Source organism: Pseudoalteromonas luteoviolacea (genome assembly GCF_001696455.1).
In the GTDB taxonomy this organism is placed as follows: domain Bacteria; phylum Pseudomonadota; class Gammaproteobacteria; order Enterobacterales; family Alteromonadaceae; genus Pseudoalteromonas; species Pseudoalteromonas luteoviolacea_C.
The window spans coordinates 133,288-148,782 of sequence record NZ_MAUJ01000009.1; the positions used below are offsets into that span (position 1 = coordinate 133,288).

Below are 15,495 nucleotides of genomic sequence, written 5' to 3' on the forward strand. Positions count from 1 at the left end.
AAAAATGCGAGCGGTAAAATACATTGGACTGTGTTCAGCAATACTGGTGGTGGCGTGTAATTCCAACCAAACGTCGCCACCCGTTATTAAAAAACACGCAGACTCTGTAGAACCATACGAGAACCTCTATGATTCGCCTTTCAATGGATCCGGGCCATACCATGAAATTGACACGATTGATTTTTTAACGCCCGATGAAAGAAAGCCGATTGAAGATAGCTTATTTAGTTTGTCTTACTCGGGGTACGATAAAAGCTATGGTTATAACTTTGAAGAAAACTTTTACCCAGCTTCGATAAGCAGCCATTCGCGTAATGTGATCACTTGGTTAGGGCACGCGAGTTTTCTAATACAAGATAATCAGGGCAATAGTTATCTAACTGACCCCGTATTTGGTGAGTTCGATGGTATCGTTGGCACGATTGGCACAGTGATTTTTGATGAGTTAAAGCGTTTAGGGCCTGCGCCTGTTGACCCTAAAGAGCTGACCTTTGTCGACAGCGTTTTAATATCCCATAATCACTATGACCACTTTTCTAATGAAACGTTATCTAAATTGGGTGATGACGCAGACATATTTTTACCGCTTGGTATGCAAAATGAATTGGCAAGCCACTTCAACAAAGTATACGCATTAGATTGGTTTACCGAAGTAGAATACAAACAGAGCAATATTCACTTTGTCCCAGCACATCACAACTCCCAGCGTGGAGTTTTTGATAAAAATGAGAGCCTCTGGGGCGGTTGGGTGATAAATACCGGTGAACATACAATCTATTTTTCTGGCGATACTGGCTACAGCCAGATATTCAAAGACATACAAAAAAAATACGGTGACTTTGATGTTTGTATGATGCCAATTGGCGCTTACGGCAAACATTACAGAAGCCTAAATTTAGCACCTGAGGACGCTTTGAAAGCAGCACAAGATTTGCAGTGCAAAGTGTTTGTTCCTTGGGGGTATGGAACTTGGCAGTTAGGATTTGAGCATGTCAATGAACCATTACGCAGACTTGCATACGCAGCAAAAATTTATAAGCCAGACTTTAAAGTTCGTGTATTGAGAATTGGCGAATCATTCAAATTCACTGAGTTGCTATAAGTTTGTTGTCTATCGACTTCGCAAGCGTCCTAGCAACTAGCACCCGTGTCCGCTGGTTGTATTAGGACGCTTTTTCCTTTAATCGTTCCGCATCGTGCACAGAGTTTCACTGGCTACCCGAATTGTCATGATTACGTATTAAGGATTGGGAATCGAGCCATGTCGTTAATCTTCTAATAACTTGTTGTCTATCGACTTCGCAAGCGCTCTAGCAACTAGCACTCGTGTCCGCTGGTTGTATATTAGGGCGCTTTTTTCCTTTAATCGTTCCGCATCGTGCACAGAGTTTCACTGGCTGCCCGAATTGTCATGATTACGTATTAAGGGTTGGGAATCGAGCCATGTCGTTAATCTTCTAACAACTTGTTGTCTATCGACTTCGTAAGCGCTCTAGCAACTAGCACTCGTGTCCGCTGGTTGTACATTAGGGCGCTTTTTCTTTTTCAAAATTACACACCGTGCAAAGGAGGTTGCTTACTTTCTTACTTTTTAACTCTGTAGGAAAAGCAATCATCCTGGTTCATAAAGCCACTCCATGCTTGTTGCCTAACGACTTTGCGACGTCTTAGGAACTTGTTCGATGGTCGTATTATGACGACTTTTCCTTAATATGAACTATTCTACCCGTAGTGCAAGGATTGGACGTCCTGCCAATTCATTGAGCTGCTATCAACTTCAGTCTGTCAATTTCACCAATATTTTTGCCACCAGCCTTCGGGTCCGCGGATCGATTTAGGCAGTATGCCTATTTAAGTTACTAGCTTAGCCACCAGATACTCGCTATCTCTGAGCAGTAATGAAGACTTTCTGAATATAACGGCATAACGATACATGTGCACAATAGGTATAATCAGTGAGTCGCTCATTGTTTCCACCAATTCATCGCTGCTAATCTACACGGCTTTCCCTGAAATTTAAGTATGCTACAACGTGATTGATGCCTAGCTGCGAAAGGTTGGCACTCAATTACTTTACCGAACAACTTGCGGGCTCTATTTCTGTTAGGGAGTACTTTAATCTTTTCTTACAAAGTGCAATGTGCAAATCATCTATTCTACCGCAATAACCTGGTGGCTATTTACACACGATTTGTACCAGATTGAATAAAGATAGCGCTCCCCTTTCAAAACCCAACCCCCTGTACACTTATCACACAACTGTTAACCCTCTTTACCCTCAGTCAGCTCGTACAGCAAAACCTAATAATCGAAATGTAATGGTTCGGAATAGTTAATAAACCATAGCACGCGCTAACATAGGTATAAAGATTCTATTACCCAACCATTTATTTCATAATAAACAAAGTTAAACTATTGTTTTTTATCGATATATTTTAGAATTTGAAAATTTGCAAGGACGCATTTTTAACGCCACTATACACATCTCCAATGCTCATAAAATTCGGGAACTAGGATGACCAATAATAATTTAGCAAGTACATTTTCAGATATACTGAGTTTTAAACCACTCATTAATAAAGTGGGAACTATTGATTCACCAGCTCAAATAGAAGCATGGCTGAATGAAGTGGCAACCATCACTCAATGTAACTCTATACATATGCTCGGCTTTAAACCTTTATCTCCGACATCGTATCAACACCATATCATTGGACCTAAAAGTCGAGATATTGAAGAAGAAACATCATTAGATGCGATTTATGAGCATTGCAGAGAGCACTATACGGCTCACACTGTAAGCTTGAAAGACTGCCCCCATGCATTGGCCATCCCCATTCGTGGCGTGAGTGGCATTTTGGGTAGCATTTTAATAACCAGTAGCGATTATATTTCATCGCAACAACAAGAGTGGCACTGGAGCATTTTAGGGCCTCATTTACTACTGGCTTTAAAGAAGTGCTTATCCAAAGAGAGAATCAAAATCACCAAGCGTGAACGAGACTGTATCCTATGGGCTTCAGAAGGAAAAACGTCATGGGAGATCAGTCAAATACTGGGGATATCAGAACGCACAGTCAACTTTCACTTAAGTAACTGTATTGAAAAAACCAATAGTGCAAACAGACAACAAGCTATTGTTAAATACCTATTCAATCACAGCCTCTAATGAGGCTGTGAAACCCACCGAACGACCATTGTGACCTACCAACGAAAGTGACACGACAGACCATCGCTGCAACCTTATTAAATTTACAGTTCAGTAATTACTCCACCAATCACCAAGAATGACCTTAGCGCTTAATCAGCATATGCCGTGAACGGGTGCTTATGTGGTGTGGCGCAAAAATCCAACTTTAATAGCTAGACTTTCATACCACTTATAAACTCAGTATGTTCGATGGATAATGATGGCACTTCACCGATGCTCAACTATTTGGTTTTTGCCGCATTTAACGGATAGATTTGATATTGGGTGAGCATAAACAACCAATCGGTCATATCGTTAATAAGTCACGTAGGCTACAAGCAAGTTTGAGGCTGAAACTGGTGAATAGAAGCGCATCTCTGATGGGGTAAATTAAACTTTTGCATTCAAGCGATCCGCCTTAAGCTTGGGAAGAAGGGTTGGCATCCTTGCCTAATACGGTATGGCGAATCCAATTACCACGGTTACCTTAATACTGCACATTAGTGTGCGACTCCTCTTTGCACTTCCTTGTGCCAATGTCCTAGGGTTGCCTCCTTGCGAAAACTGCACATCGATGTGCTGCGCCTCTGTGCACTTCCTTATGCCAACAACTAAGAGGTTACATCCTTGCTAAAACTGCACAGCCTTGTGCTGCGCCTCTGTGCACTTCCTTATGCCAACAACTGAGAGGTTACATCCTTGCTAAAACTGCACGGCCTTGTGCTGCTCTCTGCATTTCCTTATGCCAACAACTAAGAGGTTACATCCTTGCCAAAACGACACGGCTTTCTCCTCTCTACCTTCCTTGTGTCAACTTCCAAGCGTCACGTCCTTGCTAATACTGCACATCAATGTGCCGCTCTATACTTCTTGATGGCCACAGTTGAGAGTCGCTTCCCTGCCAGATAACGAAAGGCCTTCAATGCGCTCCTGCCTAGCCTTTCCTATAACTGCTCTTCCTAGCAAAACTCAGTACTGTCACTCTCTATACAACTGTGTACCTTCACTCCCTGATGTGACCTCCTTGTCACGACTGAATTTCCATCGTTATTATTATTATTAATTCGCGGTCTTCAGTTTCCTTTAAGCATTCCTTTTAATACTTAATTGACTGCAACTATGCTATCCCCATCTACAGTAAAAGACCTTTTAAGCTCGTATAATCATGTGGTTAATAACACTGTTAATACACTAAAGGTCGCCCTCAGGAGTAATGCTTAGTGAGTAGGTATATATTAATCAAACTGGACAAACTCAGTAACTGTCACTTTTAACAGAAGTCGCAAAAAGCAGTTCCGCGGTTGCACACTCACGGTGAGTATTGGTCAAATGGTATGGGGGAGGTGCAATAAAGCCGTGTTTTTTATCGCACTGATTTTGAGATAACTGGATCAGGAGAGCGGTTGTGTTTCACGCGATGGCCGCTATGACGACATGTCTATTGAAAAGGTTTTAAGTGTCTTAAAGAGTGCTATGCTGACCTAGCACCCTCTCAAATTCCTTATGTTTGCCTCAGCAACGAGACACATCGATTCAACACTCGAGGCGTTAAGCAGCACACAACTCGCTAGCTAAATGAATAAAAACATATTTATTCAGCAACGGATACGTTTAATAAGTGATTATTTTGCAATCGCTTAGCATATACGTAAACTTGCCCTTCTTGAGCACCAGTAAAAATACCAAAGAATGAGTCTGTTTTGCGCTCCACATTTAAAAGGCGTGTTACCACTAAGCTATTAAGATCCATCTTACTTATACTGTTACCTGAGCTAAAGTAGACAAAGTCCCCTGCAATCGACCAACTCAAATGTGTCGTGTCAGATAAATCCAATAACTCCTGCTCTTTTCCTGTTGATAGCTCTCGCTTGAATAATCGATAACTCTTATCAAAATAATATAAGTAAGTATCATCGATCATTCGCGCAGAATGGATGCCCTTTTTCGTCAAACGAGCAAACTTTTTCTCTGTCAGGTTATAGCTCCATGCATCACTCGTTTTCTTCACCAGAGTCATAATAATATTATTATTTTGACCCCAGTTAGCATCCGCTACGGTATCACTAACCGCAACATTCTCAGCAACCGTTAAATCACTCATTGTAATGATTTCAAGGTTATTCTGGTACGCCACTAATATTTTACTGTCGTCAGGAGATAAAGCGATATCGACAATTTCAGTTGTTGGAAGGTCTAGCAGTTTGGTACGCACACCATCAATAATCTTCCATAGAGATTGATTCCTAACACCTCGGACAAGGTATATACCGCCATCGGTATGATTAAATGGGGCCACCAACGATTCTGTCGCATCAGAGACTGAAAATGGGATTAATACAGGCGCTTCATTGCTCTCATCAACCCGATAAATGTTGCCGTCTAGCAATTTGGTCGAAAAAATCAATTGCTCAGGTGATACAACCATATAGCCATGCATTTCTTTTTCGAGTGGGTAGTAGGTGCTCGATATTATTTGCGTTGCCAATTCATAGGTCATGAGCTTGTTTTCGTTTTGATCAAACCACATCACCTTATTATCATCCTGCGACCACTCTACGGAACGTAAACGGTAGTTAAGGCGCACTAAAAGCGCTTGGTCGCTCCCATCTGCATTGGCTTTGAAAATGGCCGTGCCATTTTTAATGGATCGCAAAAATAAAATATCAGTTTTGCTATGTGATAATTTGACATAGTAGTCACCACTAAAACGAATATTCGGCGACGTCACCTGAAACTCAGTACCCGTATTCAAATTTTTACTGAAAATTGCCGAAATATAAGGCCTATCACGATAGTCATACTTGGTATACAACAGTGTGTCATCCATACTCGTGACACTCATTCTGCGTTCAGCACTGCAATCCCATACCTTTTCATGCTCTGCTTCCAGTAAGTTTTCTTGTTTAAAGGTCGCAGACCACAGTTCACACACTTTATTTTCTCCGATGCTGCTCACTTGGTAATAAAGCCGTAAATGGTCTTCTGCCCACCCCGTAGGCATGACGTTTGCGCCCTCTTTTTCTACTAATTTGATGTTTTGTAGAGACTTCATGTCCTTCACATACAATGCAGAAACACGCTCGCCTTCAGCTAAAAATGAATATGCTAATAAAGCACTATGTGGAGACATATCTTGAAACGCAACAGACCCTTTACTCCATGTAAGGATCTCTTTATCGAGTTGGGTTACATACTCATTATGGCTCTCTTTGGCCGGCTTAACTTGGACGCTTTCAACTTGAGTAGATAAATAAGAATTGATTGCCACTCCAAGTAAAATGCACACAGATAACCCTATGGCACCCCACATGAGTTTTGAATTAGAACGAGGCTGCGTATGCGTTGAGTTTGATATTGGTGCACTCGTACGATCTTGAACCGACCTTTCAGGCTCGTTATCCGTATTTTGTTTAGAGTGTGCCCCTTTATATATGATCTCCACATCTAATACGAAGCTGTAACCAGTGCGATAATGCGTCTTCAAAGTCTGGCCGCGTTGCTTATCTGATTTTAGCGCTTTTCGTAACTCTGATATGGCACGATTTATTGCATTATCATCAACATATGGCTGCTGCCATACCTCGTCTGACAGCTCTTGACGCGTGACGATGCGATGGCTGTTATCAATGAAATATAACAGCATTCTAAATAATAGAGGCTCCAGCTCTCTTTCAATCTTATCGTTGTCTGTAAGTAATTGCTTGTCTGGATATATCGTCCATGATTCCAGTTTTATTTTTTCTATATTTTTACAAAACGCAACAATATTCATATTCTTATTTGAGGATATAGGAATAAAAGCAATGTAAATTCAAAAAGCCCTTATATGTTCACCTACATTCAGAAGGGCTGACTCTTTAATACAATGCACTTAAGTTAAGTACGTCATGGCTGACGCCCAAATATAGGACCTTTAGCTATACTATTTTAAATATCCATAAATGTGAACAATTCTTCAATCAGATTCGATGAATAGTTAGCAATAGGTTTAGGTGTTAGCCGCAAGCGTTAACTAGCACCAATACTTTTTAACCAATGTAATTAAATCAACTAATCAATAAGAACTAAATACAATTAAATTTATATTCACCCTTGCTGTATATCATTACGTCACGACTCTTCGCCTGCCTATCAATTGTGACGAGTTATCCATAACAAGACAATATTGATACATAGCTTTATTGCTGCACGATTGCAGAGGTCAATTTATTCAACCAAATAAAAAGCCCACGCTAAGCTTCCCTAGCGTGGGCTTTAAACCAAATAGGCGGTTGGTTATTTGCGCAACTGGCGAATAACGCGTAGCTGTGCAAGCGCTTCTTCAAGCTGTACAGCCGCTCGATCGTAATCAAGGTCAGCCGCAGAGCCAGAAGAGATTTGCGCTTGAGCTTCACGTCTGGCTTCTTCAGCAGCCTGCTCGTCAAGTTCCTCACCGCGAATAGCAACGTCCGCAAGAACAGTTACTGATTTAGGTTGAACTTCAAGCGTACCGCCTGCAACATAGATGATCTCTTCAGTACCATCTTCTTTAACCAAACGTACCATACCAGGTTTTAGGCCAGTCAGGAGTGGCGCGTGGCCAGGGTGAATACCTAATTCACCTTCACTACCTGTTACTTGAATAGTGGCAACAGCGCCAGAGAATACACTCTTTTCTGCGCTTACTACGTCAAGTTGTACTGTCATTGCCATAACAACCTCCTAATTACATGTTTTTAGCTTTATCAACTGCTTCGTCGATTGAGCCAACCATGTAGAATGCCTGCTCAGGCATATCATCGTAATCACCGTTTAGGATGCCCTTAAAGCCAGAGATTGTGTCTTTAAGAGATACGTATTTACCAGGTGCACCAGTGAATACCTCAGCAACGAAGAACGGCTGAGATAGGAAACGCTGGATCTTACGTGCACGAGATACAACTTGCTTATCTTCGTCAGAAAGCTCGTCCATACCTAGGATCGCGATGATGTCTTTCAGCTCTTTATAACGCTGAAGTACAGTCTGAACGCCACGTGCAGTCTCATAGTGCTCGTTACCGATTACTTGAGGGTCTAGCTGACGTGAAGTTGAATCTAGTGGATCAACCGCAGGGTAGATACCTAGAGACGCGATGTCACGTGAAAGTACTACAGTTGCGTCAAGGTGCGCGAACGTTGTAGCTGGTGATGGGTCAGTCAAGTCATCCGCAGGTACGTATACCGCTTGGATTGAAGTGATTGAACCTGTCTTAGTTGAAGCGATACGCTCCTGTAGAACACCCATCTCTTCTGCAAGCGTTGGCTGGTAACCTACCGCTGAAGGCATACGACCTAGAAGTGCTGATACCTCAGTACCTGCTAGTGTATAACGGTAGATGTTATCTACGAAGAATAGTACGTCACGACCTTCGTCACGGAACTTCTCAGCCATTGTAAGACCAGTCAGTGCAACACGTAGACGGTTACCCGGTGGCTCGTTCATCTGACCATATACTAGAGATACTTTGTCTAGTACGTTTGAGTCGTTCATCTCATGGTAGAAGTCATTACCCTCACGCGTACGCTCACCAACACCTGCGAATACAGAGTAACCGCTGTGCTCGATTGCGATGTTACGGATAAGTTCCATCATGTTTACGGTTTTACCTACACCGGCACCACCGAATAGACCAACTTTACCACCTTTAGCGAAAGGACATACAAGGTCGATTACCTTGATACCCGTTTCTAGTAGCTCAACTGAACTTGATTGATCTTCGTATGAAGGCGCAGCACGGTGAATAGACATACGCTCTTCTTCACCAATTGGACCTGCTTCATCGATAGGCTGACCAAGTACGTCCATGATACGACCTAGGGTCTTAGTACCAACTGGAACCTTGATTGGCTCACCTGTGCCTTCTACTGAGATACCACGACGTAGACCGTCAGTAGTACCAAGTGCGATACCACGTACCACACCGCCACCTAACTGCTGTTGCACTTCTAGTGTCAAACCAGCTAGGTCGCCTTCTGTAACTTTTAGTGCGTCATATACGGCTGGCACGTTGTCTTGTGGAAACTCGATGTCCACAACGGCGCCGATAATTTGGACGACCTTACCTAAACTCATGTCTATTCCTCTCGTTAAACTTTGCCGAAGCGTTAAACAGCAGCCGAACCGCCAACAATCTCACTGATTTCTTGTGTGATTGCAGCCTGACGTGCTTTGTTGTAAACAAGTTGCAGCTCATCCATTAGGTCGCCTGCGTTATCAGTTGCGGCTTTCATCGCAACCATACGGGCAGCCTGTTCAGATGCAGCATTTTCTACTACACCTTGGTACACCTGTGACTCAATGAAACGAACCAATAGCGTCTCTAAGATCGCTTCTGGGTTTGGCTCATATAAGTAGTCCCAAGCGTGGGCTGATACTTCTTCTTCAGCTTTTGGCAAAGGTAATAACTGTTCGATCGTTGGCTCTTGCTTCATTGTGTTTACGAATTTGTTGTACACAACGAACAAGCGGTCAATTTTGCCTTCAGCAAATGCATCTAGCATTACTTTTACAGGACCAATGACGTCCTGAATTGAAGGTGCATCTCCAAGACCCGCTTTTTTAGCGAGTAATTCACCGCCAAAACGATGGAAGAAACCGGCCGCCTTGCTACCTAAAGTAGCATATTCAGCGTCAACGCCTTTTTCTTTCCACGCCTTAACGTCTTGTGTGATTTTCTTAAACTCGTTTGAGTTTAAGCCACCACACAGACCACGGTCAGTTGAGATAACAATATAACCAACTCGCTTCACATCACGCTCTTCTAAGAACGGGTGATGGAAGTCAAGATTTGCTTGAGCAACACGACCGATCACTTTGCGTAAGTTCTCAGCGTATGGACGGCTTGACGCCACGCGGTCTTGCGCCTTCTTCATTTTAGAAGCGGCAACCATCTCCATCGCGCTGGTGATCTTTTGAGTATTCTTAATACTCCCGATCTTGCTTTTTATCTCTTTTCCGCTGGCCATGACTCTCTCTCCGAATCAGTGGTGACCGAAGTCACCATGAATAACTAAATTACCAAGTTTGCGTCGACTTGAACTTCTCTAGAAGTTCTTTAAGTTGCGCTTCAATCTCAGCGTTGTAGTTACCCGTTTCGTTGATTTGAGTCATCAGCTCTGCGTAAGTGCTGTTTGCGAAACCGATTAGGCCTTCTTCGAAATCGCCAATTTTGTTGATTTCGATGTCTTGTAGGAAGCCTTTCTCAGCAGCAAATAGAGACAGAGACATTTCAGCAACAGACATAGGTGCGTATTGCTTCTGCTTCATTAGCTCTGTTACACGCTCACCGTGCTCAAGCTGTGCACGCGTTGCATCGTCAAGGTCAGAAGCGAACTGTGAGAACGCTGCTAGTTCACGGTACTGAGCTAGCGCTAGACGGATACCACCACCTAGTTTCTTAACGATTTTAGTTTGCGCTGCACCACCTACACGAGATACCGAGATACCAGCGTTAACCGCTGGACGGATACCTGCGTTGAATAAGTCAGTTTCTAGGAAGATCTGACCATCGGTGATTGAGATAACGTTAGTAGGTACGAATGCAGAAACGTCACCACCTTGAGTTTCAATGATTGGCAATGCCGTCAATGAACCTGTTTTACCTTTCACTTCACCGTTAGTGAACTTCTCAACGTAATCAGCGTTAACACGTGATGCACGCTCTAGAAGACGTGAGTGAAGGTAGAATACGTCACCTGGGTATGCTTCACGACCTGGTGGACGCTTAAGTAGTAGTGAGATCTGACGGTAAGCAACAGCTTGCTTAGAAAGATCATCATATACGATAAGCGCGTCTTCACCGCGGTCACGGAAGTATTCACCCATAGTACAACCAGCAAATGGCGCTAGGTATTGAAGCGCTGCTGATTCAGAAGCTGATGCAACAACAACGATTGTGTTTTCAAGTGCACCGTGCTCTTCTAATTTACGTACTACGTTTGCGATAGTAGATGCTTTTTGACCAACCGCTACGTACACACACTTAACGCCTGTGTCTTTTTGGTTGATGATTGCATCGATTGCAAGTGCAGTTTTACCAGTCTGACGGTCACCGATCACTAGCTCACGCTGACCACGACCAACTGGGATCATCGCATCGATAGACTTATAACCAGTTTGTACTGGCTCATCTACTGATTGACGCTCGATTACACCTGGTGCAATTTTTTCAACTGGTTCGAAACCATCGTTGTCTAGTGCACCTTTACCATCGATTGGTGCACCTAGTGTGTTTACAACACGACCTAGTAGACCACGGCCTACTGGAACTTCAAGGATACGACCTGTAGATTGTACTTTTACGCCTTCTTTAAGGTCTGCGTAAGGACCCATAACTACTGCACCTACTGAGTCACGCTCAAGGTTCAATGCAATAGCATAACGGTTGCCAGGAAGCTCGATCATCTCACCTTGCATACAGTCAGCTAGACCGTGGATGCGGATGATACCGTCAGTAACAGATACGATAGTACCTTCGTTACGTGCTTCACTTACAACTTCAAACTGCTCAATACGCTGCTTGATCAGTGCAGAAATTTCTGTGGAATTAAGTTGCATGCTCTTTTTCCCAATTACGATTGTAGCGACACTGCTAGGCGGTCTAATTTACCGCGTACGCTACCGTCAATTACGGTATCGCCAGCTTTGATAACCAAACCACTTACTACGGTTTCGTCAATGCTACAATTCAGCTTAACTTTGCGTGCGAAACGTTTTTCTAACGCAGCGCCCAATTTATCTTGCTGCTCTTGCGCAAGTTCAGTTGCAGAAACCACGTCAACGTCGATTTCTTTATCATAATCCGCTTTTAGTTCAGCGAATTGTTCAGCAACTGCAGGGACTGCAGATAAACGCTCATTTTCGGCCATCAGCTTGATAAGATTTTGACCTTGTTCGTTGAGTTGTTCAGCACATAGCTTGATGATGACTTCAGACTGCTCAGCCTGAGTAGCAATGCTACCCAGTAGCGCCTGAACCTGCTCATCGCTAGTCACTTGACCAGCGAAGAACAGCATTTCATTCCAAGCTTCAACAGCACCTTTCTCAACGGCAAGTTCAAAAGCCGCTTTAGCGTATGGGCGAGCGATAGTAGTCAATTCAGACATGCTCATACCCTCCTAATTAAAGCTCAGCAACTAGCTTATCAACGATATCGCTGTGTGCGTCTTGATTAATTTCACGCTCTAAAATCTTTTCAGCGCCAACCACTGCTAAAGTAGCTACTTGAGAACGTAGTTCTTCTTTAACACGGTTACGCTCTGAATCAATTTCAGAGTGTCCTTGAGCAATAATCTTCTCACGCTCTTGTTGACCACGAGTTGTCTCTTCGTCAACGATAAGCGCAGCACGCTTTTTAGCTTGCTCAATGATTTCAGCAGCTTGAGATTTCGCTTCATTTAGCTCTACCGCGGCTTCTTTACGAACGCGCTCAAGCTCTTTTTCAGCTTCATCAGAGGCAGCTAAACCATCTTCAATTTTTTTCTGGCGAGCTTCAATCGCACCATTTAGTGGTGGCCATACGTACTTCATACAGAATAATACGAAGACCACAAATGCGATTAATTCACCTAGTAGAGTGGCGTTTAAGTTCACAACCGCTCCTCCTTAAAATAGTAAGCTGTTCAAAAAATAAGGCTATTAAAGTACGAACAACAATACCATCGCGATACCTACACCGATCATTGCTACCGCATCGATTAGACCAGCTAGGATGAACATTTTAACTTGTAGTGAAGGTGCAAGTTCAGGCTGACGAGCACACGCTTCTAGGAATTTACCACCCATGTTACCGAAGCCGATAGCAGTACCGATAGCACCGAAACCGATAAGTAGAGCAACAGCGATGTACTTAAGACCTAATACTAGTTCCATTTTTTTCTCCAAAGTTTCATTTGTAAATTAAAGTTAAAGTTAAAAAATCTTTTTAAAAATTATATTCTTAGTGGTTATCTGAGCTAGCCATGCTTAGGTATACGATCGTCAGCATCATGAATACGAATGCTTGAAGAACGATAACTAAGATGTGGAAAGCAGCCCAAATGAAGTGCAGAGGTAACTGCATCAAACCAACTGCGCCGATCAAGATGAAGATCAGCTCACCCGCGTAAAGGTTACCGAACAAACGTAGTGCAAGCGAGAAAGGCTTAGCAACTAATGCGATTGTTTCTAGTAACAAGTTACAAGGGATTAAGAAAATCATGCCGATTTTGTTCTTAGTGCTGAATGGGTGAAGCGTAAGTTCAGCAATAAAACCGCCGATGCCTTTCATTTTAATTGAGTAACCGATCATCAAAAAGAATACGCCCAGTGCTAGCGCAGCAGTCATATTAATGTCTGTTGTCGGTACAATTTTCATGTATACATCGTGTGAGTCCATACCAAATGCTGTTTCACCAACGAAACCAGCGAAAGCAGGTAGGAAATCAACCGGAATTAAGTCCATTAAGTTCATTAAGAACACCCAAACAAAGATTGTTAGGGCTAATGGTGCGATTAGAGCGCTTTTACCGTGATAAGTATCGCGAACGTTGTCACCAACGAACTCAACAATCATCTCGATGAAGCACTGAAATTTACCAGGAACACCTGTAGTGGATTTTTTAGCGGCGCTACGGAAGATCCATAAAAATACAAGACCTAAACCGATTGACCATGCGAGGGTATCTACGTGCCATGTCCAGAATCCACTATCCGCACATGCTTTATTGAAGGCAAGACCGGCATCGGTCGAACACATCTTGGCATTGGTCAAGTGGTGCTGAATATGGCTTGATAGAGTAACTTCTTCTGCAGCCATGTTTTATCCCAAAAGTTAATGATTAAAAAAAATCGGTGCTAGCCACTGCGAAAACATCACGAGTATGTAACAGCAGAAAAATGGCAACGCCATGACACTTAAATGTTTAAATACCAGTGCAAATATGCAAATGGTTAGCAAAAATTTTAATCCTTTGCCTCGTTTTAACGAGTCATATACTTGCTCTGCTTTACTTGCGCCTACATATCTGAAGGCATACAAAGCAAATACGAAGTTCGGCAGCACAATTGCAACACCGCCCATCAACGCAGACAGACCGGCTTGTGCTCCCCAAACTACTAAAACTATTACTGCAGCAAACAGCGCTACGATACCCTGAAGCAAGACACCTTTTAATGCGGCACGTCTATACGGGCCAGCTAACGAATGAGTCACTTTATATTAACCTTAATGACGCTAAAATTTATCAGGGTATAAAAACTGGCGAAATTATACTGATTTCTGCTCAATTTGCAACTTGACGCGACGAATTGACGCATAAAATAGGCACACAATTCGTCGCAAATTTGACCTTTAGGAGGGTTGTTGTAAATCTGGATGGATCCGCCCAAGAATGCCGTCTAATTCATCAAGATCAGCGTAAGAAATAACCAGCTTTCCTTTGCCTTTTTGATTGTAGTTGATCTCTACTTTGGCACCCAAGTTTTCTGCCAGCTGTTGTTCTAACAGTTTGACATCTGGGTCCTTTTCTTTTGCTTCTTTTTTAACCGCTGGTTCTTGCATTGCACGGACAAGTTTCTCGGTTTCACGTACCGTTAAGCCTTTCGCGACCGCAGTGCGTGCAGCTTCGGATTGTGCTTCCCCTTGTAGTGATAATAAGCACCGTGCATGGCCCATTTCTATATCACCATGTTCTAACAAGATTTTTACATCATCATTGAGGTTGATTAAACGTAACAAGTTAGTAACGGTTGTACGCGATTTACCTACAGCATCAGCCACTTGCTGGTGCGTTAGCTCAAATTCATTGAGTAATCTATCCAGCGCGACGGCCTCTTCCATCGCGTTTAAATCTTCACGCTGTATATTCTCAATCAGTGCGATGGCAACAGCAGCATCATCCTCAACGTCTTTAAGAATGCACGGTACGACATCAAGACCAGCCAACTGTGAAGCTCGCCAACGGCGTTCACCCGCGATGATTTCATATTGCTTTTGATTTACTTTGCGCACAACAATGGGTTGTAAAACACCTTGTGCTCTGATTGAATTGGCCAGTTCTTCTAATGCCTGTTCAGACATATCTTTGCGCGGTTGATATTTTCCGCGTTGTAAAAATTCAATAGGTAAATGCTGCAATTCGTTTTCAGAGGCAGCAACTTGCTCAGTCGCAGACTCAGGAGGCTGTGACTCATTAGATTGCGCTTCTACAGTTTCCTTTGGTGCGGCAGCTGGTGGCTTGGCAGAGCTGAGTAATGCATCCAACCCTCGTCCCAATCCTCTTTTTTTTACCGACATGTTTTTATTATC

Annotated in this window: 13 protein-coding genes; 2 read left to right on the plus strand and 11 right to left on the minus strand. The window is 43.0% G+C overall.

Annotated features, from left to right (window positions below; genetic code table 11):
- Positions 1 to 4 precede the first annotated feature (4 nt).
- Together A7985_RS21090 and A7985_RS27090 are read left to right on the plus strand one after the other, a co-directional pair.
- Complete coding sequence (locus tag A7985_RS21090) at positions 5 to 1,102, plus strand: MBL fold metallo-hydrolase (RefSeq protein ID WP_065792433.1); 1,098 nt, start codon at positions 5 to 7, stop codon at positions 1,100 to 1,102.
- 1,413 nt (positions 1,103 to 2,515) lie between these two features.
- Positions 2,516 to 3,169, plus strand: a complete 654-nt coding sequence (locus A7985_RS27090) for a helix-turn-helix transcriptional regulator (RefSeq protein WP_065792434.1) — start codon at positions 2,516 to 2,518, stop codon at positions 3,167 to 3,169.
- Between the two features lie 1,612 nt (positions 3,170 to 4,781).
- Here A7985_RS27090 and A7985_RS21100 read toward each other — a convergent pair.
- The 11 genes from A7985_RS21100 to A7985_RS21150 all read right to left on the minus strand — a co-directional run bounded on the left by A7985_RS21100 (position 4,782) and on the right by A7985_RS21150 (position 15,483).
- Complete coding sequence (locus tag A7985_RS21100; RefSeq protein WP_065792435.1) at positions 4,782 to 6,962, minus strand: winged helix-turn-helix domain-containing protein; 2,181 nt, start codon at positions 6,960 to 6,962, stop codon at positions 4,782 to 4,784.
- A gap of 503 nt (positions 6,963 to 7,465) precedes the next feature.
- Positions 7,466 to 7,882, minus strand: a complete 417-nt coding sequence (locus tag A7985_RS21105; protein ID WP_065792436.1) for a F0F1 ATP synthase subunit epsilon — start codon at positions 7,880 to 7,882, stop codon at positions 7,466 to 7,468.
- A 13-nt stretch (positions 7,883 to 7,895) separates the two neighbouring features.
- The gene (gene atpD / locus A7985_RS21110; RefSeq protein WP_023400934.1) at positions 7,896 to 9,281 is read right to left on the minus strand and encodes a F0F1 ATP synthase subunit beta; all 1,386 of its coding nucleotides are present in this window, start codon (positions 9,279 to 9,281) and stop codon (positions 7,896 to 7,898) included.
- Between the two features lie 32 nt (positions 9,282 to 9,313).
- A complete protein-coding gene (gene atpG, locus A7985_RS21115) occupies positions 9,314 to 10,174 on the minus strand; it encodes a F0F1 ATP synthase subunit gamma (RefSeq protein ID WP_063356014.1) in 861 nt (286 codons plus the stop codon).
- Between the two features lie 49 nt (positions 10,175 to 10,223).
- Positions 10,224 to 11,765 carry a F0F1 ATP synthase subunit alpha gene (gene atpA / locus A7985_RS21120; RefSeq protein WP_063369164.1) on the minus strand — a complete coding sequence of 514 codons (1,542 nt, stop codon included), beginning with the start codon at positions 11,763 to 11,765 and terminating at the stop codon, positions 10,224 to 10,226.
- A 14-nt stretch (positions 11,766 to 11,779) separates the two neighbouring features.
- Complete coding sequence (gene atpH / locus A7985_RS21125; RefSeq protein WP_063356016.1) at positions 11,780 to 12,313, minus strand: F0F1 ATP synthase subunit delta; 534 nt, start codon at positions 12,311 to 12,313, stop codon at positions 11,780 to 11,782.
- Between the two features lie 16 nt (positions 12,314 to 12,329).
- Positions 12,330 to 12,800 (minus strand): F0F1 ATP synthase subunit B, encoded by a 471-nt coding sequence (gene atpF, locus A7985_RS21130; RefSeq protein ID WP_063356017.1) that lies wholly within the window; start codon positions 12,798 to 12,800, stop codon positions 12,330 to 12,332.
- 45 nt (positions 12,801 to 12,845) lie between these two features.
- Positions 12,846 to 13,079, minus strand: a complete 234-nt coding sequence (atpE, locus tag A7985_RS21135; protein ID WP_004335261.1) for a F0F1 ATP synthase subunit C — start codon at positions 13,077 to 13,079, stop codon at positions 12,846 to 12,848.
- Between the two features lie 67 nt (positions 13,080 to 13,146).
- On the minus strand, positions 13,147 to 14,004 hold the full coding sequence (gene atpB / locus A7985_RS21140; protein WP_063356018.1) for a F0F1 ATP synthase subunit A: 858 nt from the start codon (positions 14,002 to 14,004) through the stop codon (positions 13,147 to 13,149).
- Positions 14,005 to 14,019: 15 nt separating this feature from the next.
- On the minus strand, positions 14,020 to 14,400 hold the full coding sequence (locus tag A7985_RS21145) for an ATP synthase subunit I (protein WP_065792437.1): 381 nt from the start codon (positions 14,398 to 14,400) through the stop codon (positions 14,020 to 14,022).
- A gap of 138 nt (positions 14,401 to 14,538) precedes the next feature.
- The gene (locus A7985_RS21150) at positions 14,539 to 15,483 is read right to left on the minus strand and encodes a ParB/RepB/Spo0J family partition protein (protein WP_065792438.1); all 945 of its coding nucleotides are present in this window, start codon (positions 15,481 to 15,483) and stop codon (positions 14,539 to 14,541) included.
- Positions 15,484 to 15,495: the final 12 nt, after the last annotated feature.